This window comes from Paeniglutamicibacter psychrophenolicus (genome assembly GCF_030812255.1).
Classification (GTDB): Bacteria; Actinomycetota; Actinomycetes; order Actinomycetales; family Micrococcaceae; genus Paeniglutamicibacter; species Paeniglutamicibacter psychrophenolicus_A.
In genome coordinates this window covers 54,060-79,572 of the sequence record NZ_JAUSSH010000003.1, presented here as the reverse complement: position 1 = coordinate 79,572, position 25,513 = coordinate 54,060, and the positions used below count along the sequence as shown (strand labels likewise).

Sequence of the window (25,513 nt, the reverse complement as noted above, 5' to 3'; positions counted from 1 at the left end):
GCTGCTAGACGCCTGCGACCTGGACCGCGGCGATGGCGGGCACGGCGACCGGGTGGGTGCCGGCCATGGTTTCGATGACGCGCACCACCTGGCAGGAGTAGCCGAATTCGTTGTCGTACCAGACGTAGACGACGGCGTTCTTGTCCGAGACGATGGTGGCCAGGCCGTCAACGATGCCCGCACGCCGCGATCCGACGAAGTCGGTGGAGACCACCTCGGGCGAATCGATGTAGTCGATCTGCTTGTGCAGTTCGGCACCCAGCGAGGTCTCGCGCAGGTAGCTGTTCAGCTCTTCCTTGGTGGTCCCGTTTTCCAGGTTCAGGTTCAGGATCGCCATGGAAACGTCCGGGGTGGGGACGCGGATGGCGTTGCCGGTCAGCTTGCCCTCGAGTTCCGGAAGGGCCTTGGCCACGGCCTTGGCGGCACCGGTCTCGGTGATGACCATGTTCAGCACCGCCGAGCGTCCACGGCGCTCGCCCTTGTGGAAGTTGTCGATCAGGTTCTGGTCGTTGGTGAAAGAGTGAACCGTCTCGACGTGTCCGTGCACGACGCCGTAGCGGTCGTTCAGCGCCTTGAGCACCGGGGTGATGGCGTTGGTGGTGCAGGATGCGGCGGTGACGATCTTGTCATCGGCGGTGATATCGGTGTGGTTGATGCCGTGGACGATGTTCTTCAGGTTGCCCTTGCCCGGTGCTGTGAGCAGCACGCGGGAGACGCCCTTGGCGGCCAGGTGCTGGGACAGGCCGGCCTCGTCGCGCCAGCGGCCGGTGTTGTCAACGACGATGGCGTTGTCGATGCCGTAGGAGGTGTAGTCGACGGTGGCCGGGTCGTTCGAGTAGATGACCTGGATCAGCGTGCCGTTGGCGAGGATGGTGTTGTTTTCCTCGTCCACGGTGATCGATCCGTCGAACGGGCCGTGGACCGAGTCGCGGCGCAGCAGCGAGGCGCGCTTGACCAGGTCGTCGTCCGAGCCCTTGCGCACGACGATGGCGCGCAGGCGCAGTCCGTAGCCTCCGCGTTCGATGAGGATGCGGGCCAGCAGCCGGCCGATGCGGCCAAAGCCGTAGAGGACCACGTCGGTCGGCTCGGCGTCCGTGGCGCCGGCCTTGCCGACCTTTTCGCCCAGTTCCTCGATGAGGAAGGCGTTCAGGTCAGTGGAACCGGATTCGACGAACTTCTTGTTCAGGCGGCCCAGGTCGACCGCGACGGCGCCGACGTTCAGGGCGTCAATGGCCTGCAGCAGCGGCATGGTCTGCTCGATGGAGAGCTCTTCGCCCTCGACACGGCGAACCACGCGGTGTGCCTTCAGGATGTTGATGACCGACTGGTTGATCAGCTTGCGGCCATAAATGGAGGTCACCACGTTGTTGTTGCGGTACAGGCGCCCGATCAACGGGATCATGGCCTCGGCGAGCTCTTCGCGCCCGCTCCATTCCTGTAGGGCTTCGACAGACTGCTGGGTCACTGAAAATCCTTCCGATTCAGCCGGCTGGCGATCCTCTAGCCGGTTGTTACCGCTAAAGCACCTTTGCAGAAGCGGTTGTTTGAGGGGGTAGCAGGATCATTCCCCCCGTGGAGCGCTATGGCCCACCATCCATTCTAGTATGCGTGCGCGGCGATCTTCGGCACGGGCCGGTGAGGTCTCTCACACCCGTCGTGGCGCCGGGCCCGCGCCGCTGCTGGGCGGGAACCTCTCCCCGGTGCCGGGCAGGTTTCCGCTTGCCGCCCACGGGTCGATGCCGTGCTCGAGCCAGGAGACGGTCTGGCGCCAGAACGTGTCGCGGTAGCTGTCGTGAAAGAGCCCGAAGTGCCCGATGCCCTCGCGCCCGTAGTCCCGCGGTTCCAGGTGGTGCGTGCTGGCCGGTGCCCGCGGGGTCCCGGCAAGCGCGCGGGCCATGGCCGAGGCGGTGGCATAGGGGTCGTCGGTGGGTGCCACCGCGAGGATCGGTGTGCGCAACGCCCGCTGGGCTTCGCGCATCCGTTCGCGTAGGCCGGCCGGTGCGTTTCCGGTGAAGTCCTTCCGGCTGCGCGCCCAGTCCAGGGCGACTCCCCGGGGCAGGTCCTCGAGCCAGCCGCGCCGCTTGCCCGGGAAGAACCCGTGCACCAGCGTGGACAGCGGCATGGACAGGTGCCATCGGGCGAGGAATCGTGCGCGGTGCCCCGTGGCGTAGTCGCGCCAATGGGCGTGCTGTGCCCCGACGGTCAGGATGCGGGTGAGGTGCCGGGATTCAGGTGCCAGGCCCACGCCGAATCCACCGAAGCTGTGGCCGACGAAGAACAGCGGGAGGCCTTCGTGGCCGGTCCGTGCCCAACGCAGCGCGGCATCGATGTCCCGGGTTCCCCAGTCGTGCCAGCGGGCCCGGAATCCGCGCAGGGTGGCGGGCGCGGAGGCGCCAATGCCGCGGTAGTCGAAGGTCACCGCGATGAATCCGTTCGCGGCAAGGAAAGCAGCGTAGCGGCGGTAGTAGCGGGCGAGCACGCCGGTTGCCGCAGCAATGACGACGACGCCCTGGGGTACGCCGCCGGCGGGAGCGACCTGGGGCACCGTTGCTTCGAACACGTGCCCGTGCAGGACCTGGCCATCATCGCAGGTGATCTCGATTGGCGCGGGACCAGCCGTGTTCCGGTGCGCCCGCGCGGGATCTAGCGCGGGGTCCATGGTTCCCCGGGCGTGTCCTCGGAACCGTCCGCGGCTTCGTGCGGGTGCTTGGGAGGGCTGTGCGGGAAGCCAGCCAGCGGGTCGCGGTCCTGCCCCTGGGCGGACTCATGGACCTGGCGCTTTTGCTCCTCCCGGGCCTGCTGGGCGGCCGAGCCGGAGGGTTGGTAAAAGTTGTTCAAGGCATCGAAGACGCCACCGGCGCCGCTTCCTCCACCATCGGTGGGGAACGTGAACTTCGAGGCGGCCCAGAGCAATCCGAGGCACAGCACCGGTATCGCGATCAGCCAGAAAAGCCACTCCATGACTTGAGTCTAATGCCGGGCCCACCTGCTGGCCGCTCGGCTCCCTGCTGCCGCCCGGTTCCGGCTCATGCGACTTGCAACCTACGGGGCGTCACCTGTGGTTCTTCCGAAGCGGCCAGCTGGGCGGCTTGGGCGGCATCCGAAGCCTGGGCGGCGGGGATCCCGTGGTCCAGGGCTGCAGCCATGATGGCCTCGAGGGCCTCGATTCGTTCGTTCAGAAGAATCCGTGCGGAGGCCACGTCCTCGGCGGCGGCACGGATCAATTCCAGCTGGTGCACGGTGGAGTCCTTTCAATCGCGTCGAAATCTGCAGGCAAAATTGTAGCCAAGGCATCGACCCTGCTCAACCCGTCACCGGCTGGCTGAAGGCAAGTCTGCGTTTCTGCCTGTGCGGGAAGGTGCGCCGGCAAGAGTTGCTCGATGATTGGGCGTGCCGGGCGGCCTTGATACGGCTCTTCCACATCCGCCGGGCGAAGATTCGTGGCGGTTTCATGGCGTTCAGCCCGTGATGCGCCGGGCGTCCTCGGGAATCCCGGCGGCATGCTGGACCACGCAAGAGCCGCTGCCCCCCGTTGCTTGCAAGTGATGCGGCGGCGTTGAATGGACGGGATGACACGTACGCCGGGTTTTGTGCCGCGGTCGGTTACCCGAATCACGGTGACGATCATCTATCTAGGAGTGCCGTTGCCGACACCCTCAAGCGGTCCACCCGACTGCATTGAGCGAACAACCCAGCAGTCTGTCTGACCTTGCTCCGGGTGGGGTTTACCAAGCCACTCCAGTCACCTGGAATGCTGGTGGTCTCTTACACCACCGTTTCACCCTTACCCGCACGAATGCGGGCGGTCTATTCTCTGTGGCACTAGCCTGCGGGTTACCCCGAGTGGGCGTTACCCACCACCCTGTTCTGCGGAGCCCGGACGTTCCTCGGGCCACTTGCGTGGCACGCGATCGTCTGGTCATCCCGTCCAGCAAACAAGTCTAGTCGCTTTTGGGCTGCAGCTTGACACTAGGCAGGCGGGGAAACGCCATCTCCTGGTTGGCGGCGTAGCGGAGTCAGGGGAAAGGCCACGTGAAGACTAAGCTGGATCGGTGCTGATTCTGCTTCCGCCCTCCGAGGGCAAACAACCTGCCGGGAACGGCTCCCCGTTCAACCCCGACGAGCTGCAGTTCCCCGAACTGAACCCGCACCGCCATGAGCTGTTGAAGGCACTGGCAGAGGTGTCGGGTGCCGAAAACGCGCTCGAGGTGCTCGGCGTGGGCAAGTCGTTGGTCGCCGAGGTGACACGCAACATCGAGTTGCACACCGAGCCGGCGGCCGCAGCCCACACGGTATACACCGGTGTGCTGTTCGAAGCCTTGGGCTATGAGCGGCTCGATGCCGCGGCCCGGGCACGTGCGGATTCCAGCATCCTGGTGATTTCCGCGCTCTGGGGGGCCGTTGGATTTGCCGACCGGATTCCGGCCTACCGGCTGTCGATGTCCGTGAAGCTGCCCGAGATCGGGAAGCTGGCCAGCTGGTGGAAGCCGAAGTTGGCTCCGGTGCTCCAGGAGCGGGCCGGCGATTCGCTGGTGGTTGATTGCCGCTCCAGCACCTATGCCGCCGCCTGGGTTCCGCCGGCGGCCAACACCGTCAGCGTCTCGGTGTTCCAGCTGCGCGGCGGGGTGCGCAAGGTCGTGTCCCACTTTGCCAAGCACACCCGCGGGGAGTTGGCCTCGCACCTGCTCACCCGCGGCACCGAGGTGACCACCCCGGAGGAATTGCTGGCCGCCGCCTGCGAACGCTGGGAAGCGGAACTGGTGCCCGGCACCGCACGCAAGGCGCACCAGCTGAACATCATCCTGCCCGAAGACCACGCCTTCAGGGCAGTCGGCGACTAGCTCGCCGGATTGCCGCCGGCGGCAGCAGGTTCGGCGCCCCGGGGTCCGTCATTGACCGGCGCCTCGGCAACCAACTCGATTTCAAACCCGGCCGGGTCCTCCAGGTAGGACGCGTAGTGTGCCGGACCACCGGCATGCGGGTGGGTCTCGGCAAAGAGCAGCGCAAAGCCGCGGGACAGCGCCTGCGCGGTGAGTTCGTCGACCCTGCGGCGCGATCCGGCGGCGAAGGCCAGGTGGTTGACGCCCGGCGCCTTCCGTCGATGGGGTTCTTCGAGCACGTCGGGACCCGATTCCAGCACGATGTAGTCATGCGCCCCGACATAGCTGGTTCCGTCCTTCCAGGAGTCCCCCGGCGTGTAGCCAATTTCCTCGAAGAGCCAGCCGAGCGTGGCCCGGGACGCAGCAAGGTCGCGGACCCAGATCTCCGTGTGGTGCAGCCGACCGGAACGAGGCGAAATCACCGAGTCCTGGGCCGCGTGGGTGCCTACGCTCCCCATTCGTCGCTGCGCACCAGGATGGCGCCGGTGTCGGGGCAGAAGACCAGTTCGTCGGCCGGTGCCGCCTTGATCTCGCCCAGGTCGCCCGCGGACAACGCGATGCCGCTGGCCTCGGAGGTGCCGTGGAAGAGGCGGGCCGCACCGATGCCGTTGCGGGTGCGCAGCCGCTCGTAGATGGTGATGAGTGCCTCGTCGAAGGTGGCCACCAACGTGGCTCGGGCCGCCCGGGATTCGGCAAGCTGGTCTTGCAGCGCGGCAACGGCGGCATCGCGGCGGGCCAGGTGTTCCGCATGTTCGCCGGTGCGGGTGGCGGTGAGGGATTGGGCCTGCGCTGCCCGCTCCTGCACGTCCTCGAGAGCGGACATGAGCTCAAGCTGGGTGTCTTCAAGCTCGTTGCGGCGGGCGGTGAGCGAGTCGATCTCGTGGGACAGCGCCATCAAGTCCTGGTGCGTGCCTGCGCCGGCATCGATGCGCTTCTGGTCCTTCCCGATGTGGGCCACGACCTTTTCGACGGCCCGCTCGGATTCCTTCAGTGCCGCGGCCGCGGCGTCGACCTCGAGCTGCACCTCGGACTGCGCTGCGCGGGCTTCGGCGAGGGCGGCCTGGGCTGCGGCCAGCTGTGCGTCGGCGGTGGCCTCGGCGATCTGTCGGGTGAGCTTGGTGGCCTGCGAGTCGAGCGCCGCCACCTCCAAGAGTCGAAGCTGTTCCGCCGGTGCTGCCTTTGCCATGGTGTCCTCCGCTGTGCGCGCCGTGGCGCTGCCGTTCCTGGTGAGCCGTGGCGATCAGTGACCGCCTAGGCCCAACCCTAGTCAGTCCGGGTACGTCGTGGTGATTGTGACCCGCCGGAATCTGCGGAAGGCGCACGTTCCTGCCCGGACGTGGGCCGCGAGGCGGGCGCGGAGAGCCGGTGGCACGGCGTTGGGGCAAGGCCGTTGCCTTGGCGGGAGTCGGGTTTCAGGCGGCGGCGGCTTCGGGGTGGAAGACCCAGTTCCGCCTGGGTCTTTGGAGCGGGTCGCGGGACTTGGGCAGCACGACGAGCGGGATTCCGTCCACGACCCGGATGCTGAAGTGTCCCGCGTGAAAGGCTGTGTGGCACCGGATGCAGAGCAACAGCCCGGAACTCACGTTGGTCTTTCCTCCTTCGGAGAAGGGCTTGATGTGATGGACCTCGGTGCGGTGCACGGGCATGGAACAGCCGGGGTTGGCGCAGCCGCGATCGCGGGCGGCGATGGCGCGCTTCTGGCCCTTGGTGAAGAAACGCTTGCGTCGGCCCAGGTCCAGGGGTTGGCTTTCCCCGCCCACGACCACCGGTGTGATCCCGGCGTTGCAGGCCATGCGGCGGGCCGAAGCGGCTGAGATGTACTGGCCGTGGCTGGTGAACCCGGCGGTTTCCAGGGCCCCGGTGAGCGCGGCGTAATCGATCATGACCAACAATTCGATGCGGGAGTTCAACGGCATCCCGGGATCCGCGGCGGCGGGGTCCATCCAGGCGCGAAGTGCCTCGAACAGGGCGGTGGAGAGGCGTTGGGCGCGGCGCCTGGCGTTGGCCTCGTCGCGGGTCTCGCCGGGGTACAGGTCGTTCTCGGGAAGCCCGTAGGGGTTGGCGCATGGCAGTGGCTTGCCAACGTCGTTGAATCCCTCGCGCGGGCGCTGCCCGGCGGGGGTGTCTGGGTTGGCGGCCCATTCGGGAATCGGCAGGGCGTCCTCGACGGGTTCGATGGCCTCGGCGGCGCCGACAGTGCCCGGGAGCTCCGAATCCCCACGCAGCGTCGGCGGGGAAGCGGATTCCGGGGCGGTCGGGGCGCCGGAGGCGGTGCGCGGATTGTTCAGGTCGTCGGCCAGGGTGCAGAGGAACTCGTGCCCCTCGGCATCGGTTGTCAGCTCCCAGAGGTGCCCGGCGGGCCGGAGGCCACGGTAGCGCAACCCCTCGAACCGGGCCCTTGCGGCCTCCTGCCGTTGAATGCTGGTGTGTCCGAGATCGACGGCCGCCTGCTTGAGGAACTTGCCGACGGCTGCCTCGTCGGCGGTGTGCACGGCGCGGGCAACCTGTTCCTCCAGAGCGGCGCGTGCCGCGTCCGGGTCCGGTTGCGCCTCCAGGACCGGTTCCAGGGCGGCCAGCTTCGCGGCGGCGTTGGCCAGGGATTTCGGATCCGAGGAGCCGCCGACCAGTTGCCGGCCCAGGTTCGGGAAGGCCGGCGGGCGCGTGGTGCCGTCCGGGCCGGGGTGCTCCATCAGGCGGGAATGGGTGCAAACGCGGTGGGCGGCCTGGAAATAGCTCAGGTGCAGCTGGTTCTTGAGGAACTCCGCGGTGTCGCGGTGCAGGGGCTTGCGGTCGGGTCCGGTCACTGCATCCGCCGGCAACCCCACGGCACCGGTGGCGAAGCCGACCGGATCTTCGAGCGCCGCGTTGGTTTGGGCCAGGGGTGCCTCGGTGAGGGTGTGGACCTCGGCGGCCTCGCAGGCGCCTGCGGCCAACAGCTGCCCGTAGGACCCGGTGCGGAACAGGCCCTCGGCCACGCGCGCCAGTGCCGCGGCCCGGACCGGGGATCCGGCCGTGGAGGCGGCAGCCTCCTCCAGCACGCGGCGGGCGGTCAGGTCCACGATGGTGAGCAGCCGCAGCGGATCGACGGGGGTGCCGGGCCCGGAATCTTTTCCGGTGCCCGCCCCCAGGGCCCCGCCGAGTGCGGCGAGGGCCGTGTCGATGATGCCGGCCGGTGAGTCCATGGGATCCATCGTGCTCCCCCGCATCGGAGTCCGCCACCACCTGCGGCAAATCTGTGGATAACCTGCCAAGGCCGTCCGCTGGGACGGGAACGGCTCGGACGCAAGGGATGCGGTGCGCCCTTCTCTGCCCCCGTTGGACCGGGAGGGGAGCGCGCACCGCATCGAGGCCGGTGGGCCGGGAAAGTCGGTTACGGGGTCAGAATGAAGTCCCAAGGATGCATCTTCACCTATAAGCGAGACATAATTCACAACTGTTGCACATTAGCTACTGGTCAGAATGTTGAAGATGTGGATAAACTTTCGAACTATGCGGAAATGGCAGAGCCATTGAAGCCCGGCAACAAGGCAACCGTATCGGCACAGTGGGAGATCATTGGCCCACGCGGAGGACGTACAGGTCAGGAACGCACGGCACCTAAAGGTCCCCAGCTCCCACCAACTCCTAAGCCGGGTCAGTCCTACATTCCGGTGGATCGCACTCGCAACAAGTCAGGTCGTGGAAGATGACCTATGAATGACGATCACTCGCAGACCGACCGTGGGACGGGGCACGTCAGTCTTTTCAGGGGTCACTCGCAAATCCATCCGGATACTGGGTTACCTATGATGCCGAAAAGCACGTATGGGTACGTGATTAGGTAACAGAAGAAGGCTCTCGCCAGGTTAGCGAGAGTCTTCTTCTATGCTCTCGGTATGCTTCAAATCTTTTACAGTGCAACGGAAACCGTAGCTCCAGTGGTTGCGCAAGCAAGCACAACTCCTCCGAACTTAGTTTTGACGGTTCTTGCTAGTGCATTTGGAGGAGCCACACTGACCAGCTTTGTCTCCATTTGGTCAAAGAAATCGGAGATAAAAGCTGATAGACAAAAACGGACTGAAGATGAAGAGGCCGAAAGACAACGCTGGATACGCGGCGAAAAACTATCGGTATACTCCAAGTTTGCAACCGTGGCCCGTTCATGCATGAATGATGCCGGTGTTAGTGCGCGAGTTCAAAACGCGAGAGATTCAAGAAACGAGCTAGTCGCAATGAACTCGCTCCTCAGATTGCTTGCAAGTGAACAAATCGCCAAGGACGCAGTAGCGCATTCAATTAAGTTGAAGCAACTAATAGGACTACGCACCCAACCGGATAAGTTCCAAGAAGTCCGAGAAATAGTCCGCAACGACCTCCACCTACTTCTGGAAGAGATGCAAAGAGACTTAGGTATAAAGACAAAGCCTTGAGAGCCTTCGAAGAACCCGATTCCACGACAAGATATGTGAATCAGGCCCTCCCAGATTTGCTCCGGGAGGGCCTTTTCGCGTTGAGACATGCCGACTTGGAAAGAATTTTTTGACCTAAAAACTCATGTCAAGACAGGTTTTTCGTCCGCAGATCCTACTAGAATGAAGTCCCAGGGATCGGTGTTGATCGCCGAGACCCCGATCTCCACGTCGTGCCCCAGGTCCTGCAGCACGTTCTTCAGCGCATCGGCGGCGCTGGGCAGCCAGAGCCATTCGGAGCCGAAGTGCGAGACGTCGATCAGGTACGGCTTGCCGTTCAGCGCGGCCTCGCGGGCCTCGGAGGCCGGATGGTGGCGCAGGTCGGCGGTGACGTACACGTCTGCCTCGGCGGCGCGGACCGCGTCGAAGAGCGAGTCCCCGGCCCCGCCGCAGACCGCGACCTTGCGCACGATGCCGGCCCGTTCCCCGGCCACGCGCACTCCCCCGGCCACCGACGGCATGGCCGAAAAGACGCGGGAGGCGAACTCGTGCAGCTGCAGCGGCTCGGGCAGCATGCCGACCCGGCCGATGCCCTCCTCGGGCAGCCCGTCCTTGGATGGCGCCAGCGGCTGGGTTTCGGTGAGCCCGAAGATGTCCGCCAGCACGTCGGAGACCCCGCCGATGGCCGAGTCGGCGTTGGTGTGGGCGGTGACCAGGGCGCAGCCGGATTCGATGAGCAGGTGCACCGCCTCGCCCTTGAACCCGGTGGCGGCCACGGAGTTCACTGGCTTGAGCAGCAGCGGGTGGTGGGTGATCAGCAGGTCCGTGCCGCGGGCCACGGCGTCGGCCACGACCTCCAGGGTCGGGTCCACGGCGAACATGATGCGCTTGACGGGCCGCTCGGGGCGCCCGACGACCGGTCCGACCGAGTCCCAGGGCTCGGCCAACGACGCCGGCCAGAGTTCCTCGACGGCGACCAGCACCTGCCCGAGCGTGGGCGTGGACAGGGGCGCCTCGTCCTGGACCGGTGCCGGATCGGGCAGCTGCGGATCCAGGACGGGGACCTCGGCGGTGCCCGGTCCGGGGTTGGGCTCCGTTGCCGTGGCGGTGCCGGCGGCACCGCTCCCCTCGGGGTCCGCAGCCATGTTTGCGGTGTCGGCGGATGCTGGCTGGGCCGAAGCGGGCCCGGAGACGATACGCATGCCGTGCGGCTGCTGCTTGTTGCTCTGCATGCCTCTACCGTAACTGCCCCGGCCCCGAATGGACGCATGTGCGGCCCGGAAATTGCGCATCCACGTGCCGCCGGGGGCCGCGGAAACGGCCCGGGAATGAAATCCGGGTATCGGCGCTTGAACACAGATGTGAACGACTTCTCGATCTCCAGCACCCCCATCCGCTTCCCGCCGCGCACGCAGGGCCCCGACGGCCAGTTCCTGAGCACCTTTGTGCTGGCCGGGGGCTGCTTCTGGTGCCTGGATGCGGTCTACCAGCGCACCCGCGGGGTGTCCTCGGTCATCTCCGGCTACACCGGCGGATGGGATCCGGCGCCGCACTACCGCACGGTGTGCGGCGGCAATACCGGACACGCCGAGGCCGTTGCCGTAACATTCGACCCCGCGGTGGTTCCGGCCGACGTCATCCTGGACATGTTTTTCACGACCCACGACCCCACCACGCTGAACCGGCAGGGCTATGACGTGGGCACGCAATACCGCTCGGCGATGTTCCCGCTGGACGCCGCGCAGGAGGCCCTGTTCCGCGAAAGCGCGGGCAAGTTCGCGCAACTCTACCCGGATCCGCTGGTGACCTCCTTCGAGGAGCCGGCCGACTTCTTCGTGGCCGAGGGGATCCACCAGGACTACCACAACCGCTTCCCCTCCGAGGGGTACTGCCGCGTCATCATCGACCCGAAGCTGGCCAAGGCGAGGAAATATTACGCAACATGGCTCGACGAGCCCGCCGCCGACCGGTCCTGACTAGGCTTGTGGATCAAGGACACCGGCGCGCCGCAACGCCCCGGAGCCCAGCTGCACGCCATATCCCGCACCGATTGACCCCAAGGACAAAGGACACCATGTCGAAGATCTACAACGACGTCACCGAAATTGTTGGCCGCACCCCGCTGGTGCGCCTGAACCGACTGGGTGCCGGGCTGCCGGGCAAGATCGCGGTGAAGCTGGAATTCTACAACCCGGCCAACTCGGTCAAGGACCGTATCGGCGTGGCCATCGTTGACGCCGCCGAGGCCTCCGGGGACCTGCGCCCGGGCGGCACCATCGTCGAGGGCACCAGTGGCAACACCGGCATCGCGCTGGCCATGGTGGGCGCGGCCCGCGGCTACAAGGTCGTGCTGACCATGCCCGAGACCATGAGCACCGAGCGCCGCGTGATGCTGCGCGCCTTCGGCGCCGAGATCGTGCTGACCCCGGGCTCCGAGGGCATGCGCGGCGCGGTGGAGAAGGCCAAGGAAATCGTCGCCACCACCGAGAACGCGATCTGGGCGCAGCAGTTCGCCAATGCCGCGAACCCGGATGTGCACGCGACCACCACCGGCCCGGAGATCTGGAATGACACCGAGGGCGAGATCGACATCTTCGTCGCCGGCATCGGCACCGGCGGCACCATCACCGGCGCCGGGCGCTACCTCAAGGAGCAGAAGCCCGGCCTGCAGGTCGTCGCGGTGGAGCCGAAGGACTCGGCGATCCTCAACGGCGGCAAGCCCGGCCCGCACAAGATCCAGGGCCTGGGCGCGAACTTCATTCCCGAGGTGCTGGACACCGAGCTGTACGACGAGGTGCTCGACGCCTCGATCGACGACTCGGTGGCCATCGCCCGCGCGCTGGGCGTCCAGGAAGGCATCCTCGGCGGCATCTCCGGCGGCGCCGCCGTCTGGGGCGCCCTGGAAATCGCCAAGCGCGAGGAGAACGCCGGCAAGCTCATCGTCGCGGTGATCCCCGACTTCGGCGAACGCTACATCTCCACGCTGCTCTTCGACGACATCCGTGGCTAAGACAGCTGATCCGACCGATGCCGGGGGTCGATGGCGGGCAACCGCCGCGGGCCCCGGCACCGACTCGGGCTCCACCCGCGGTGGGCCGGCCGGTGGCCGGTTCGCCGCACAAACAAAGGCCAAGGTGTGAGATTCCTTTCCCGACTAGCCGAAGACCTGCGCGGGGCAAGCGCGCATGATCCCGCGGCACGCGGCAAGACCGAGAACTTCCTGGCGTACTCGGGCCTGCATGCGATCTGGATCCACCGGCTGACGCATCGGCTGTGGCAGAACCCGCGCCTGCGTTTCCCGGCGCGGCTGATTTCCCAAGTCGGCCGGTTCCTGACCGGCATCGAAATCCACCCCGGGGCGACCATCGGGCGGCGCTTCTTCATCGACCACGGCATGGGCGTGGTCATCGGGGAGACCGCGGAGATCGGCGACGACGTGATGATCTACCACGGGGTGACCCTGGGCGGGCGGTCGCTGGCGAAGGTCAAGCGCCACCCGACCATCGGGGACCGCGTGGTCATTGGTGCCGGCGCGAAGGTGCTGGGGCCGATCGTGATCGGCGCGGACTCGGCCATCGGCGCCAACGCCGTGGTGGTCAAGGACGCGCCGGCGGATTCGATCATCACAGGGATCCCGGCGAAGAACCGTCCGCGCACCGCCGAGGAGCACAAGCCGGCAGTGGACCCGGCCGAGTACATCGACCCGGCCATGTGGATCTAGCTCCACCCCGGCACCCCGGCGCCAGCTCCCGCGCGGCGGGCGGAACGTTTCCCTTCACGGGGATCCGGTTCCGCCCGCCGCGTGCGTTAAGCGCAAGGTTCTTGCCTTGGGTCGCCGGCGTGGGCGAGGCTTGGGCTAGCGACGCCGGGAAAGGCCTGGCCAGGGAGGGAGAATCTGGTGGAATCGAGCGAAGGCACGGCCGGGATGGTGCCCGATGCCATGCATGCCGCGTTCATCCGCACCCTGGGCGGGGCCGAGGCGATCGAGTACGGTTTGCTGCCGGTCCCGTCGCCGGGTCCCGGGCAGGTGCTGTTGCGCATGGAGGCCGTGGCGGTGAACCACGTGGACCTGCTGGTGCGCTCGGGGGCCTACGCCACGAAGCTGGATTTCCCGTTCATCGTGGGCCGCGACGTGGTCGGCTCCGTGGTGGGCCTGGGCGCCGGTGCCGTCGGGTTCCGGCTCGGGCAGCGGGTGTGGTGCAACAGCATGGGCCATGCCGGGCGGCAGGGCAGTTTCAGCGAATATGTCGCGGCGCCGGCCGAGCGCGTCCACCGGCTGCCCGACGGGGTGGACCCGCTTGCCGCCGTCTCGGTGCTCCACGGCGCGGCTACGGCACACCTGGGGCTGGTGCGCGAGGCGCGGGTGGGGGCCGGCGAGCTGGTGGTCATCCTGGGGGCAGGGGGCGCGGTCGGGTCCGCGGCCGTGCAGCTTGCCGCCGGGGCCGGGTGTCGGGTGGTGGCCGTGGCCGGGGCCCGGGACGCCTCCTGGGTTGCGGGGCTGGGCGCCGAAACCACGCTGGACTACCGGGACCCGGGGTTGGCGGATCGGCTGCGCCGCTGCGTCGGGGCCGGGGCATCGGTCATCTGGGATACCTCGGGGAACATGCCGGTCAACGAGCAGGCCCGGCTGCTGCGCATCGGTGGGAGGATCGTGCACAGCGCAGGGATCCATGGGCACCAGGACATCGACACCGGAGCGATGTACCGCCGGGACATTTCCCTGCACGGGTTGGCGATCAGCAACGCCGCGGTCGGCGACCTGGCCGTCGCGGCACGCCACCTGGACACCATGTTTGCCGGCGGCGGGATCAAGACGCGGATCGGGGCGGTGCTGCCGCTGTCGGCCGCGGCGGCCGCACACCGGATGCTTCGGCAGCTGCCCCTGCACGAGATCGGCGGGAAGATCGTGCTGGTGCCCGAGACCAGGTAGCCGGCGGGGACCGCGGTTCAGGCCGGGCGCTGTTCCGGGCTGGTGGTCTTGGCCGGATCCCGCTCGATGGAGTCCCCCAGCGCCGCATCGATGTCGGCCATCATTTCCGGCGGGATGACCACGCCAGCGGCCCGCGCGTTCTCGGCAACCTGTTCCGGGCGCGAGGCGCCGATGATGGCGGAAGCCACGTTGGGATTCTGCAACACCCAGGCGATGGCCAGCTGCGACATCGCCAGGCCCAGCTCGGCGGCGACGGGACGGAGCTTCTGCACGCGTTCGAGCACCCCGGCATCCAGGAACCCGGCGATGGTGTTCATCCCGCCCAACGCGTCCGTGGCGCGGCTTCCGGCCGGCGGCGGCCGGCCCGGGAGGTATTTTCCCGACAGCACCCCCTGGGCCATGGGCGACCAGACGACCTGCGAGATGCCAAGATCCTGTGAGGCCGGGACCACCTGTGCCTCGATCACGCGCCACAGGGCAGAGTACTGCGGCTGGTTCGACACCAGGGAGAAACCTGCGGATTTGGCCAGGGCCTGGCCCGCGCGCAGCTGCTCGGCGTTCCACTCGGAGACCCCGATGTACAGGGCCTTGCCGGAGCGCAGGACGTCGGCAAAGGCCGAGATGGTCTCCTCCAGGGGCGTGTCGTTATCGTAGCGGTGGGCCTGGTAGAGGTCGACGTAGTCCATTTGCAGGCGCCGCAGCGAACCGTTGATGCCCTCCATGATGTGCTTGCGCGAGAGCCCGGTGTCGTTGGGCCCCTTGGGTCCCACGGGCCAGTAGACCTTGGTGAAGACCTCCAGGGACTCGCGGCGCCGGTTCTTCAGCGCCGCTCCCAGCACCTGCTCGGCGACCCCGTTGGCGTAGACGTCGGCGGTGTCGAAGGTGGTGATGCCCGCATCCAGCGCCGCCTGCACACAGGCGGTGGCCACGTCGTTGTCGACCTGGGCGCCATGGGTCAGCCAGTTGCCGAAGGTGATTTCGGTGATCTTGAGCCCCGAGGCCCCGAGGAAGCGGTAGTCCATGGGGCCGAGCCTATGCCCGGGCCGCGGGCCGGACAAGGGGACCGGATGTCAGTCGGCCAGGGCAAGGTATTGGTGGGTGAAGGCGATGGACATGCCGCCCTCCCCGACCCCGGCGGCCACGCGCTTGACCGAGCCGGAGCGCACGTCCCCGATCGCGAAGATCCCCGGCACGCTGGTTTCCAGCGCGAACGGGCGGCGCGCCTGGTCCCAGGCGTCGGCGTCGGCCGCGTCCGGCCCGGTGAGGATGAACCCGTGGCCATCGCGCGCGATGTGCTCGGGCATCCAGCCGGTGACGGCATCGGCGCCGATCATCACGAACACCGCCGGGCTTGGGCGCAGCTCGCTGGTGGCGCTCGGGGTGTCTAGGATTTCGATGGCGTGCAGGGACTTGTCCCCCTGCAGCGCGGTGATCCGGCAATTCGGCTGAACGTGGATGACGGCGGTGGCCTCGATCTGCTCGATGAGGTAGCTGGACATCCGGGCGGCCAGTGAGGGGCCGCGCAGCAGCATGGTGACGCTGCGGGCATGCCGGGCGAAGAAGATCGCCGCCTGCCCGGCCGAGTTCCCCGCCCCGACGATGAAGATGTCCTGGCCCTGGGCCAGCGGCGCGTCGCTGTGCGCGGCCCCGTAGTACAGGCCGTTGCCCAGGAAGCGCTCGGCCCCGGGGATGGTGAGCGTGCGCCAGGCCACGCCCGTGGCCACGATCACCGCGCGTGCGGCCAGCGTGTCCCCGCCGTCGAGCTCGACCCGGAGGGACTCGGCGTCGATGCCGCAGGCGGTGCGGGTGACGACGATTTCCGCACCCAGCCGGGTGGCCTGGGTCAGCGCGCGGGAGGCCAGGTCGTCCCCGGAGATCCCGTAGGGGAAGCCGGTGTAGTTTTCGATGCGGGTGGAGGTCCCGGCCTGCCCGCCGGGGGCCAGCTGCTCGATGACCACGGTGCGCAGGCCCTCGGCCGCGGCGTTGACGGCGGCGGTCAGCCCGGCCGGTCCCCCGCCGAGGATCACCACGTCGTAGTCGGTGGCGGACGGCACCACCTCGAGCCCCACGGCCTGGGCCGCGATGCGCATCGGCGGGTCCGCGTACCGGGTGCCGTCGCGCAGCTCAAGCACCGGGTACACCTGCCCGTCCTCGGGCGCCTCGAGCGTGGTGTTCTCGAAGGCGACGTGGTTGCGGGTCAGGAAGGTGGATAGTTCGCGCACCCTGGCGTGGCGCCGCGGACCGATCACGCGGGCCACCGCATCGGGTTTTTCGGCCGCGAGCTCCTGCAGCGAGTCGAGGTAGCGCCTCGCCAGCGAACCGACCTTCTCCGGGACCGAGGGCGCCATGGCGGCCAGCGTGTAGTAGCCGGCCACGTCGAGCTTGATGATCCTCGCGACCCCCGCGGCACGCCCGCTGGCCGGGAAGTTGGTGCTCAGGGTCAGCGGTACCTCGCCGAAGAACTGGCCGGGTTTGCGGGTGCCGATGACCCGTTCGATGCCGGCGACAACCTTGGTGATTTCCACCAGGCCCTCTATGACCACGATCAGGGCGCGTTCGTCGCCCTCGTGCAGGAAGTATTCCCCATCCAGAAGCTGGATGTCTTCCACGGCCCCGGCCAGATAGCCCAGCACCTCCGGGGGCAGCGGGGCAAAGGTCTTGACCGTGCGCAGTTCGTCGATGCCGATCATCGCGGTCCGGCCCCGGGCTCGATTCGGGGCGCTAAAGTCGCGGGCGTTGCGTGCTGCGGGAACCTGCTCATGTGCCGAATCTATGCCCGCCAAGATGCGGGGTCAATGGATGGGTGGGCGTCGCGTCCTGCCGTGTGCCTTTGGCACCCGACCCACCCTTGGGCACCTGCTGCCTGGGTGCCGGGGGGCGGGGTTCCTCGGCAGTCGAAACGTGGCCGCGGGCCTTGTGTCGTGCCGGGGAAGCCGGGCATTTCGGCAGGCCGGCGACTGGCCTGATATCCAGGTCGGCTAAAGTGCCCCGGGCGGTTCTCCGCTTGCCCACCGCGCCGAGGCCACATCGAAGCGGAGGAAGCACCCACCGAGGACGGTTGGCCGGTGACGGCCGAATCGCGATCCGCGGGATGAAGGGCTCAGCTCCGTTGGGGCTTGGCGCGGAAGTGGCCGGGCACGAGTTTTTCGCCCCGGTAGTGCGGGCCAATCCAGATTCGATCGCCCGTGGTCGGGCCCGTCACGGACCGGGTCCCTTTCCCCGGAGCGAGGTCGATCACGGTCGGTTCCGCACCAGCGTTAAGCTCCTGGACCCGTCCACGGTTTGCGCCCTCGAACGCCAGCTTCATCGATTCGACCTCATCCGATTCGGCGCCGAGCGCCAATGCATCCTGTGCCCAGTGTGAAACGGCTGCGTTGATTGCACGAAGCCGATCCACGGCCGCGGCACGTGTGAGCCGGAAAGAGTCCAGGTGGTCAAGGAGCTCCAGGACATTTCGGTCAGACACATCCCCGTCGGGAACCAACGGCGTTTCGGATGTCCCGCTTCTCATGGGGTTGACGTCGAAGGAGGGAGACAGGCGCCAACCGCTCTCGTGCCGCAGCAGGCCATGGTTGCGCATGTGGTCGTCGATGTTGTTGACCATGGCCCCGAATGCGGCCCTGCTGAACATTTCGTTGGCATCCGCGGTCGGCGACGCGGATATCAGGGCGATTTCCCGTGCCAGCCTGACATAGTTGGGATGCTCGTAGGTATCCAGCTGAAGCGCTGTCCTGGCACTCATGTAGGGGATCCTGGTTTCCCCCACTCGGTCGAACCGCTCGGTGAGGAATATCTGGCTGTGGGAATTCAGCCGCATCAGCCGGGATGGCTGTACCCGGATGCCGGCCCGTTGCTGCAGCACCATTGCAACCATTTCCCAGAGTTGGACGTTGCCCCGGTCCGATGTCTTGGGAAACTTGGCCAGCAGCATCGTTCCGTCATCATCGCGAATCCAGGCCTTTGGCTGGGCACCTCCAGGAGAGGAACCGGCGCCGATGAGCAAGCTGTTTCGCTCGTCAATGACGCCGGTTTCCTCGTAGGTCCTTGCTTCGGCGGCCAATTCCGTGACATCACGGATCCCCGCCGATTCACCCCAGGTGGAAAGGAAGTTTCCGTTCTCGCGAAACCGCAGTGCCCCCTGCCTGGTCTTGTCGTTGACCATGAGCAGCCTTGAGACCGCGGTGTTGCTTGGCATGGGGGTTTTCGTGGCTCTTGCCCGAAGTCTGGCCTGTTCATGCAGCAGCCGCTGCCCCCATGCATCCGGGGCGGCGTCCATGAACGAACCAAAGATCTCCCGCCCCATGGTGGGCCGCTGTTCGCCTCGGAGCAACGGCAATTCCGGAGAGATTTCGAAGGAGGACCCCTCCCCGAGCCAGGCATCGGCGTAGCTGAACGTGATGTGTTCCAGCGGCGAATGGCGTTCGGATTCCACCTCCATGGTGCCGGCCTTGGTGTCGTTGACAAGGACGTCGATGGTTCGAATTTCCCTGCGGGAACGAGAAGCCATCAGTTCCTCCTGGGAGCTCGTTGGCGGCTGAGCATGTAGGCCCGCGCTCGACCCAGATCCGTATTCAGCGGGTCGACCGCCGCATCGATCCGGTCACTGACGCCAAGCACCTTGGCGACCGTCAGGAAGTTTTCCAATTTGCCGCCCATCCCCTGCTCCAGCTTGATCAAGGTGGAACGGGAGATGTTGGCCCGTTCGGCGACCAGCTCCTGGGAAAGCCCCAGGATGATGCGCCAATCGCGCAGGTGCACACCGAGCCGTTCCATTTCCATCATCTCGTCCACCTAACGTAGCTATTGACCAACTCTAGCATTGATAGCGTCTACATATAGCTACATTATCCCGCTATTTCAACTGCCCTGCAGGGATGCAGTGCAGGACCGTGCTTCCTCCAGGACGCCGCACGGACTGGGAAACCAGAAGGGGCGGAGCTTCCGGAAGAACCGGAGGCGCCGCCCCTGTGGGATGGGAACCGAAGACTAGTGGGTGTCCTCGGCCTCGATCTCGGTCTTGTCGCCGCTCCACTGGGTGTGGAACGAGCCTTCAACGTCGACGCGGTTGTAGGTGTGCGCGCCGAAGAGGTCGCGCAGGCCCTGGGTCAGCGCTGCAGGCAGGCGCTTGCGGCGCAGGCCGTCGTAGTAGGCCAGCGAGGAGGAGAACACCGGCACCGGCACGCCGAGCTGCACGGCGGTGGAGACCACGCGGCGCCAGGCCGGAAGCGCGGCGGCGATGGCCTCGGAGAAGGCGGGGGCGAAGAGCAGGTTGGCCGGCTTTTCGTCGGCGGCGTAGGCCTTGGTGATGTCGGCCAGCAGCGCGGCGCGGATGATGCAGCCCTCGCGCCACAGCGAGGCGATCTCGTCGAGCTCCAGGTCCCAGTTGTATTCCTTGCCCGCGGAGGTGAGCATGTCCAGGCCCTGGGCGTAGGAGACCAGCTTGGAGGCGAAGAGCGCCTGGCGCACGTCCTCGACGAAGTTTTCGCCCAGTTCCACGGCGATCTCGTGCCCGGCCAGGACCTCCTGGCCGATGGCACGCTGGTCGCGCTGCGAGGACAGGCCGCGGGCGAACACGGACTCGGCGATGGCCGAGGTCGGGGAGCCGAGGTCCAGGGCGGACTGCACGGTCCAGCGGCCGGTGCCCTTCTGGCCGGCGGAGTCGACGATGACATCGACCAGCGGCTTGCCGGTCTTGGCGTCGACGTGGGCCAGGACCTCTGCGGTGATCTCGATGAGGAAGGAGGCCAGCTCGCCCTTGTTCCATTCGGTGAAGATCTCGGCCTGGGCTGCGGGCTCGATGCCGGCGCCGCTGCGCAGCAGGTCGTAGGCCTCGCCGATGACCTGCATGTCGGCGTATTCGATGCCGTTGTGGACCATCTTCACGAAGTGCCCGGCACCGTCGGTGGAGATCCAGGCGCAGCACGGGGCGCCGTCGATGGCCTTGGCGGAGATCTTTTCGAGCATCGGGCCCAGCGCGTCGTAGGACTGCTTCGAGCCGCCGGGCATGATCGAGGGGCCCAGCAGGGCGCCCTCCTCGCCGCCGGAGACGCCGACGCCCACGAAGTGCAGGCCCTTTTCGGCCAGCGCGGCCTCGCGGCGGCGGGTGTCCACGAAATTGGAGTTGCCGCCGTCGATGATGATGTCGCCCTCTTCGAGCAGCGGCACCAGGGAGTCGATGACCGAGTCGACCGGGCCGCCGGCCTTGACCATGATCAGCACGCGGCGGGGAACCTCGAGGCTCGCGACCAGTTCCTCCATGGTCTCGGTGCGGATGAAATCGCCCTCGTCGCCGTGGGCTGCCAGCAGGGCGTCGGTCTTGGCGACCGAGCGGTTGTGCAGTGCGACGGTGTATCCGTTGCGGGCGAAGTTCCGGGCGAGGTTTGCGCCCATGACGGCTAGGCCGGTGACGCCAATCTGTGCAGGCATGAAGTCTCCATCGTTGCGATTTTGCTGGGCCGGGCGGATACCGGCACGAAAGAGCACCGGGCACGGCTCCGTGACTTCTTTCCACTTTAGTTTGTCCGGTGCATCCATTGCCAGACGAACACGCGCCGTTGCCATAAGTTGCCCCGGAAACGCGCGCTTTCGTCCGTGGTCACACGGGCGTTTGGGGACCGGAATACCGATAAGGTTGATTCATGCCCAAGTCTTTGCACCAACGCGCGATTGAACACGTCGGAAGCCGCATCGTCGACGGTTCCATCCCCGCCGGCGAAGTGATCCTGGCCGCAGAGCTGGAAAGCGAACTGGGTGTCTCGCGTTCGGTGATCCGCGAGGCGGTCCGCGTGCTGGCTTCGGCCGGGCTGGTGGTCTCCACCAAGCGTGTCGGGATCCGGGTGCTGGGCCCCGAGGACTGGAACCCCTTTGACCCGCTGGTGATCCGCTGGCGGCTGGCCGGGGGCGGCCAGGGGGCGCAATTGCGGTCGCTGACCGAGCTGCGAGTCGCCGTCGAGCCCATGGCCGCGGAACTTGCCGCGGAACACGCGCCGGCGGAATTCTGCGGCGAGCTGCTGAACCTGGCGGCCCGGATGCGCCATGCCGGACGTTCCGGGGACCTGGGCTCGTTCCTGGAACTGGATATCCGCTTCCACGCGATGGTGCTGGCCGCCTCGGGCAACGAGATGTTCGCGAACCTGGCCAATCCGATCGCCGAGACGCTGCGCGGGCGCACCGAACTGGGATTGATGCCCGAGCGTCCGCATGAGGAGGCCCTCGCCTGGCACCAGGCGGTGGCAGATGCGATCTCGGCCCACGAACCGCACCTGGCGCGGGAGTCCATGGAATTGATCATGCGCCGCACCAACCAGGAGATCTGCGGGGTCTGGGCGCACGCCCCGCGCCTCTTCCCGCAACCGCGCGCCTAGTCCGCCAGCCGTTCCAGGTGCGCGGGCCGCGGCCCGCGCACCTGCGGGAATCAATGTCCGCGCGGGGATGAGAAACCGGGGGCGCCGGAGCTATGCTGGGGCCATGTCCAGGTTCCCTGAGCCGTGCCGGAACTGCGCCCGCCGGGTGCCTGGCATTCCGTGCCCCGCACCGGATCCGGCCGTTCCGCATCCCCCGCACCGAGTCCCCGACTCCGGGTGCGGGCCCTGGCGCCAGCGGCGCGTCTCGCTTGCGGCATCCGGTTCGGTCGGCGGAGGGACACGAACGTGAGCACCGTTGCCGCAATGGTCGTCGAGGCGCTGGCCCGCCTGGGCGTGCAGACCGTATGGGGCGTGGTGGGCGACGCCCTGAATCCCCTGACCGACGCGATCCGCACCCACGGGGGAATCGAATGGATCGGGGTGCGGCACGAGGAGGTCGCAGCCTTTGCCGCAGGCGCCCAGGCACAGCTGACCGGGACCCTTGGGGTGTGCGCGGGAACCGTCGGACCCGGATCGCTCCACCTGCTCAACGGCCTCTACGACGCGAAGAAGTCCCATGCGCCGGTGCTGGCGATCTGCGGGCAGGTGCCCAGCGGGGAGATCGGGTCCGACTTCTTCCAGGAGGTCAACAACGACGTGATCTTCGCCGACGTGGCGCTGTTTGCGCACACCGTGACCTCCGTGGCACAAATGCCGTACCTGCTGGAACAGGCCGTCAACGCCGCGCTGGCCGGCCGCGGCGTCGCGGTGTTGAGCATCCCCGGGGACATCGGCGGCGCGGCGCTGCCGAAGGAGGCGCTCCCGCGGTTCGTCGACGTCGCCGCCCCCGTTGCCCCGCACCCCCAGGTGCTGGGGACCATTGCCAAGGAACTGAACCAGGCGCGCCGCGTCACGATGCTGGTGGGAGCCGGCGCACGCGGCGCCAGGGACCTGGTGCTGGAGACCGCGCAGAAGCTCGCCTCCCCGATGGTGCTCACGCTCAAGGCCAAGGAGGGGCTGGAGGATGCGAACGTGTTCCAGGTGGGCCAGGCCGGGCTGATCGGCAACCCGGCGGCCGCCCACGCGCTGGAGAGCTGCGAGGTGCTCTTGATGGTGGGCACCGATTTTCCTTACCGGGATTCCTACCCGTCGGGCAAGGTGGTCATCCAGATCGATGCGGCCGGGGCGCACATCGGGCGGCGCACGGCCGTGGACGTGGGGGTCGTCGGCGATGCCGGGCTCGCCCTGGCCGGGTTGCTGCCGCTGCTGGAGACCAAGACCGACCAGAGCCATGTGCTCGATGCCCGCACCCGCTACCTGGCCTGGACCAAGCGGCACCTGTCGCTGGCGGACCCGGGGCACGACACGCACCTCACCGGGCGGGTGCGGGCCCTCGCGGACAACCCGGGCCACGCGATCCGGCCCGAGGCGGTGGCCGCCGCCGTCGACAGGCTCGCCGCAGAGGACGCCATCTTCACCTCGGACACCGGCATGTCCACGGTGTGGCTGGCACGCTACGTCACGATGCGCGGAACCCGGCGGCTGCTGGGATCCTACAACCTGGGCTCGATGGCCAACGCCATGCCGCAGGCGCTGGGGGCCAGCGCGCTGGAGCGCACCCGCCAGGTGGTGGCCTTCTGCGGGGACGGCGGGCTGAGCATGCTGATGGGCGACTTGCTCACCGCCGTGGCCTACGGGTTGCCGGTGAAGCTGGTGGTGTTCAACAACGGCCGGCTGGGCATGGTGAAGCTGGAACAGGAGCAGGCCGGGCTGCCGGAATTCGGCACGGTGCTGGCGAACCCCGACCTGGCCGAGGTGGGACGGGCCTGCGGGCTGCACGGCATCCGGGTTCAGGATCCGGGCGGGCTGGAGGCGGCGATCTCCGAGGCGCTGGCGCACGAGGGGCCGGTGCTGCTGGATGTGGTGACAAACCCGGATGAGGTCTCGATCCCGCCGGACACCAAGATCGGCCAGGCGCTGGGGTACGCGAGTGCCAGGCTCAAGGAGTCCCGGGCGCACCGCCCCGGTGCCTGAACGGGATCGAACCCGGCGGGTAAACGGCGAAGGCGTCGGCCCGGTCGCCCCCATGAGGGAGACCGGGACGGCGCCTGGCGTGTCGTGCAGGTGCCTTCCGGAGGGCTTAGCCTTCGGCTGCGAAGCGCAGCAGCACCTTGCCGGATTCCGCGGAGTTCCTCGCCGTCTCAAAGGCCGCCAGTGCGTCGGCAACGTCGAACTCGTGGGTGATCACGGCCGAGACATCCAGCGTGCCCTCGGCCAGCGCGGTGAGCACCTGGTCGATCTCGTCGTTGAACCGGAAGGAACCGACCAGCTCGAGTTCGCGGGTGATGGCCAGGGAGATCAGCGCGGGCTGCTCGCCCGAGGGCAGCAGCCCGACCATCACGATGCGCCCGCCGCGCATCGCGCCGCGGATGGCCGAGGCCAGGCCGCGGTGGTTGCCGCTGGCCTCGATGACCACGTCGGCTTCCACCGCGGCGATGGCTTCGGCGTCGTCGGCCTTCAGGGTGGCGGTGGCGCCCGCCGCGGCGGCGATTTCCAGCGGGTAGTCAAACATGTCAACCGCGATGATCTCGGCTGCTCCGGCGCGCTTGAGCACCGCGACGGCCAGCGCGCCGATGGGCCCGGCGCCGATGACCATGACACGCTTTCCGGCGACCTCCCCGGCGCGGGCCACGGCGTGCCAGGCCACCGCCGCGGGTTCGGCCAGCGCGGCATCGCGCAGCGAGAGCCCGGCGGGCAGTTCGCGCAGCATCCGGGCCGGCAGGTTCACGCGCGTGGCAAACGCGCCCTCGGTGTGCGGGTAGCGGGCCGCGGACCCCAGGTAGGTGCAGCCCGGGGACAGGTTGGGCCGCTCCTGGGGGTAGCGTGCCCCGGTGCCGCCGGGGGTGGCCGGGTGCACGGCCACCATGGTGCCCGCGGCCGGTCCGGTGCCGTCGGCCGCGGCCATCGTGACGGTGCCTACGATCTCGTGGCCCAGGACCATGGGCGCCTTGAGGATGGACTCCCCCGCCGCCCCGTGGCTCCAGTAGTGCAGGTCCGAGCCGCAGATCCCGCCGTAGGCGATGGCGATCTGTGCCTCGTGCGCCGCGGGTGCCGGGACCTCGATGGTCTCGACGCGCAGGTCGTTTGCCGCGTGGGCGACGACGGCCGTGGCGGTGGTGGTGGTGTTAGACGACAACTGTCATTCCTCCGTCGATGAAGATGGTCTGGCCGTTGACGTAGTCCGAGCCGTCCGAGGCCAGCCACACGGCCGGCCCGGCCAGGTCGGCCACGGTGCCCCAGCGCCCGGCCGGGGTGCGGCCCAGGATCCAGGAGTTGAACTTTTCGTCGTCGACCAGGTTCTGGGTCATTTCGGTGTGGATGTAGCCCGGGGCGATGCCGTTGACCTGCAGCCCGGCCCCCGCCCACTCGGCGGTCATCGCGCGGGTGAGGTTGCGCAGCCCGCCCTTGGCCGCGGTGTAGGCGGCAATGGTGGGGCGGGCCAGATCGGTCTGCACCGAGCAGATGTTGATGATCTTGCCTTCCCCGCGGGCGAGCATGCCCCGGGCCGCTTCGCGGCCCACCAGGAACGCGCTGGTCAGGTTGGTGTCCAGCACGCGCTGCCAGTCGGCGACGTCGAGCTCCAGCAGCGGGACCCGGTGCTGGATGCCGGCGTTGTTCACCAGGATGCGGATCGGGCCGACCTCGGCCTCGATCGCGGCGATGCCGCCGGCCACCGCCTGGGCGTCGGTCACGTCGAACGCGTAGGAGTAGATGCGTTCCTGCCCAAAGCGTTGCGCGAACTCGGCGGCGGTTGCCGCCAGGGTCGCTGCATTGCGCCCGTGCAGCACGATGGTCGCGCCGGCATCTGCCAGGCCAGCGGCAAGTTCCTTGCCGATGCCGCGCGAGGAACCGGTGACCAGGGCGATGCGGCCGGTGAGGTCAAAGAGGTTGCTGCCCATGATTCTTCCTTTG

23 protein-coding genes and 1 other RNA gene are annotated in these 25,513 nt (G+C 67.7%); 8 read left to right on the top strand and 16 right to left on the bottom strand.

Annotated elements, in window-relative coordinates; all coding sequences use genetic code 11:
* Positions 1 to 4: 4 nt before the first annotated feature.
* From J2T21_RS06525 to rnpB, 5 genes are all read right to left on the bottom strand, one after another.
* Entirely contained in the window at positions 5 to 1,465 is a 1,461-nt protein-coding gene (locus J2T21_RS06525; protein ID WP_307579701.1) for a glyceraldehyde-3-phosphate dehydrogenase, read from the bottom strand.
* Positions 1,466 to 1,645: 180 nt separating this feature from the next.
* The gene (locus J2T21_RS06520) at positions 1,646 to 2,659 is read right to left on the bottom strand and encodes an alpha/beta hydrolase family protein (protein ID WP_307579699.1); all 1,014 of its coding nucleotides are present in this window, start codon (positions 2,657 to 2,659) and stop codon (positions 1,646 to 1,648) included.
* Positions 2,644 to 2,961 (bottom strand): hypothetical protein, encoded by a 318-nt coding sequence (locus J2T21_RS06515; RefSeq protein ID WP_071214936.1) that lies wholly within the window; start codon positions 2,959 to 2,961, stop codon positions 2,644 to 2,646. The genes J2T21_RS06520 and J2T21_RS06515 overlap by 16 nt, the downstream gene beginning before the upstream one ends.
* 65 nt (positions 2,962 to 3,026) lie before the next feature.
* Positions 3,027 to 3,239 carry a hypothetical protein gene (locus tag J2T21_RS06510; RefSeq protein WP_071214935.1) on the bottom strand — a complete coding sequence of 71 codons (213 nt, stop codon included), beginning with the start codon at positions 3,237 to 3,239 and terminating at the stop codon, positions 3,027 to 3,029.
* A 322-nt stretch (positions 3,240 to 3,561) separates the two neighbouring features.
* Positions 3,562 to 3,927: RNase P RNA component class A (gene rnpB / locus J2T21_RS06505), an RNA gene on the bottom strand.
* A gap of 125 nt (positions 3,928 to 4,052) precedes the next feature.
* Between rnpB and J2T21_RS06500 the strand changes: the two genes are divergently transcribed.
* A complete protein-coding gene (locus tag J2T21_RS06500) occupies positions 4,053 to 4,841 on the top strand; it encodes a YaaA family protein (protein ID WP_307579697.1) in 789 nt (262 codons plus the stop codon).
* Here the strand turns inward: J2T21_RS06500 and J2T21_RS06495 are convergent.
* From J2T21_RS06495 to J2T21_RS06485, 3 genes are all read right to left on the bottom strand, one after another.
* The gene (locus J2T21_RS06495; protein ID WP_071214933.1) at positions 4,838 to 5,338 is read right to left on the bottom strand and encodes a VOC family protein; all 501 of its coding nucleotides are present in this window, start codon (positions 5,336 to 5,338) and stop codon (positions 4,838 to 4,840) included. The genes J2T21_RS06500 and J2T21_RS06495 overlap by 4 nt on opposite strands.
* A complete protein-coding gene (locus J2T21_RS06490; protein ID WP_307579696.1) occupies positions 5,326 to 6,066 on the bottom strand; it encodes a zinc ribbon domain-containing protein in 741 nt (246 codons plus the stop codon). Before J2T21_RS06490 ends, J2T21_RS06495 begins: the two co-directional genes overlap by 13 nt.
* Before the next feature lie 226 nt (positions 6,067 to 6,292).
* Positions 6,293 to 8,062: an HNH endonuclease signature motif containing protein gene (locus J2T21_RS06485; RefSeq protein ID WP_307579694.1), complete on the bottom strand. Its 1,770-nt coding sequence runs from the start codon at positions 8,060 to 8,062 to the stop codon at positions 6,293 to 6,295.
* Between the two features lie 693 nt (positions 8,063 to 8,755).
* Here J2T21_RS06485 and J2T21_RS06480 point away from each other — a divergent pair.
* Positions 8,756 to 9,289 (top strand): hypothetical protein, encoded by a 534-nt coding sequence (locus J2T21_RS06480; protein WP_307579692.1) that lies wholly within the window; start codon positions 8,756 to 8,758, stop codon positions 9,287 to 9,289.
* 122 nt (positions 9,290 to 9,411) lie between these two features.
* Here J2T21_RS06480 and J2T21_RS06475 read toward each other — a convergent pair whose 3' ends face one another.
* Entirely contained in the window at positions 9,412 to 10,500 is a 1,089-nt protein-coding gene (locus tag J2T21_RS06475; RefSeq protein ID WP_307579690.1) for a Nif3-like dinuclear metal center hexameric protein, read from the bottom strand.
* 201 nt (positions 10,501 to 10,701) lie between these two features.
* Between J2T21_RS06475 and msrA the strand changes: the two genes are divergently transcribed.
* From msrA to J2T21_RS06455, 4 genes are all read left to right on the top strand, one after another.
* The gene (gene msrA, locus J2T21_RS06470; protein ID WP_307580059.1) at positions 10,702 to 11,244 is read left to right on the top strand and encodes a peptide-methionine (S)-S-oxide reductase MsrA; all 543 of its coding nucleotides are present in this window, start codon (positions 10,702 to 10,704) and stop codon (positions 11,242 to 11,244) included.
* A gap of 98 nt (positions 11,245 to 11,342) precedes the next feature.
* Positions 11,343 to 12,278, top strand: a complete 936-nt coding sequence (gene cysK, locus J2T21_RS06465) for a cysteine synthase A (RefSeq protein WP_307579688.1) — start codon at positions 11,343 to 11,345, stop codon at positions 12,276 to 12,278.
* A 126-nt stretch (positions 12,279 to 12,404) separates the two neighbouring features.
* Positions 12,405 to 12,989 (top strand): serine O-acetyltransferase EpsC, encoded by a 585-nt coding sequence (gene epsC, locus J2T21_RS06460; RefSeq protein WP_307579686.1) that lies wholly within the window; start codon positions 12,405 to 12,407, stop codon positions 12,987 to 12,989.
* 177 nt (positions 12,990 to 13,166) lie between these two features.
* Positions 13,167 to 14,198, top strand: coding sequence for an NADPH:quinone reductase (locus J2T21_RS06455; RefSeq protein ID WP_307579684.1), 1,032 nt, complete (start codon positions 13,167 to 13,169; stop codon positions 14,196 to 14,198).
* Positions 14,199 to 14,215: 17 nt separating this feature from the next.
* Here J2T21_RS06455 and J2T21_RS06450 read toward each other — a convergent pair whose 3' ends face one another.
* The 5 genes from J2T21_RS06450 to gndA form a co-directional block, all read right to left on the bottom strand.
* Positions 14,216 to 15,220 (bottom strand): aldo/keto reductase family protein, encoded by a 1,005-nt coding sequence (locus tag J2T21_RS06450; RefSeq protein WP_307579682.1) that lies wholly within the window; start codon positions 15,218 to 15,220, stop codon positions 14,216 to 14,218.
* A gap of 48 nt (positions 15,221 to 15,268) precedes the next feature.
* Positions 15,269 to 16,981, bottom strand: coding sequence for an FAD-dependent oxidoreductase (locus tag J2T21_RS06445; RefSeq protein ID WP_307579679.1), 1,713 nt, complete (start codon positions 16,979 to 16,981; stop codon positions 15,269 to 15,271).
* A gap of 317 nt (positions 16,982 to 17,298) precedes the next feature.
* A complete protein-coding gene (locus J2T21_RS06440) occupies positions 17,299 to 18,705 on the bottom strand; it encodes a type II toxin-antitoxin system HipA family toxin (protein WP_307579677.1) in 1,407 nt (468 codons plus the stop codon).
* Positions 18,705 to 18,980 (bottom strand): helix-turn-helix domain-containing protein, encoded by a 276-nt coding sequence (locus J2T21_RS06435; RefSeq protein ID WP_307580057.1) that lies wholly within the window; start codon positions 18,978 to 18,980, stop codon positions 18,705 to 18,707. Before J2T21_RS06435 ends, J2T21_RS06440 begins: the two co-directional genes overlap by 1 nt.
* 204 nt (positions 18,981 to 19,184) lie before the next feature.
* Positions 19,185 to 20,624 carry an NADP-dependent phosphogluconate dehydrogenase gene (gene gndA / locus J2T21_RS06430; protein WP_307579675.1) on the bottom strand — a complete coding sequence of 480 codons (1,440 nt, stop codon included), beginning with the start codon at positions 20,622 to 20,624 and terminating at the stop codon, positions 19,185 to 19,187.
* A gap of 212 nt (positions 20,625 to 20,836) precedes the next feature.
* Here gndA and J2T21_RS06425 point away from each other — a divergent pair, with 212 nt between their 5' ends.
* On the top strand, positions 20,837 to 21,562 hold the full coding sequence (locus J2T21_RS06425; protein ID WP_307579673.1) for a FadR/GntR family transcriptional regulator: 726 nt from the start codon (positions 20,837 to 20,839) through the stop codon (positions 21,560 to 21,562).
* A gap of 285 nt (positions 21,563 to 21,847) precedes the next feature.
* A complete protein-coding gene (locus J2T21_RS06420) occupies positions 21,848 to 23,575 on the top strand; it encodes a thiamine pyrophosphate-dependent enzyme (RefSeq protein ID WP_307579669.1) in 1,728 nt (575 codons plus the stop codon).
* A gap of 106 nt (positions 23,576 to 23,681) precedes the next feature.
* Here J2T21_RS06420 and J2T21_RS06415 read toward each other — a convergent pair whose 3' ends face one another.
* On the bottom strand, positions 23,682 to 24,737 hold the full coding sequence (locus J2T21_RS06415; RefSeq protein ID WP_307579666.1) for an L-idonate 5-dehydrogenase: 1,056 nt from the start codon (positions 24,735 to 24,737) through the stop codon (positions 23,682 to 23,684).
* Entirely contained in the window at positions 24,727 to 25,500 is a 774-nt protein-coding gene (locus J2T21_RS06410; protein WP_307579664.1) for an SDR family oxidoreductase, read from the bottom strand. The genes J2T21_RS06415 and J2T21_RS06410 overlap by 11 nt, the downstream gene beginning before the upstream one ends.
* Between the last annotated feature and the right edge of the window lie 13 nt (positions 25,501 to 25,513).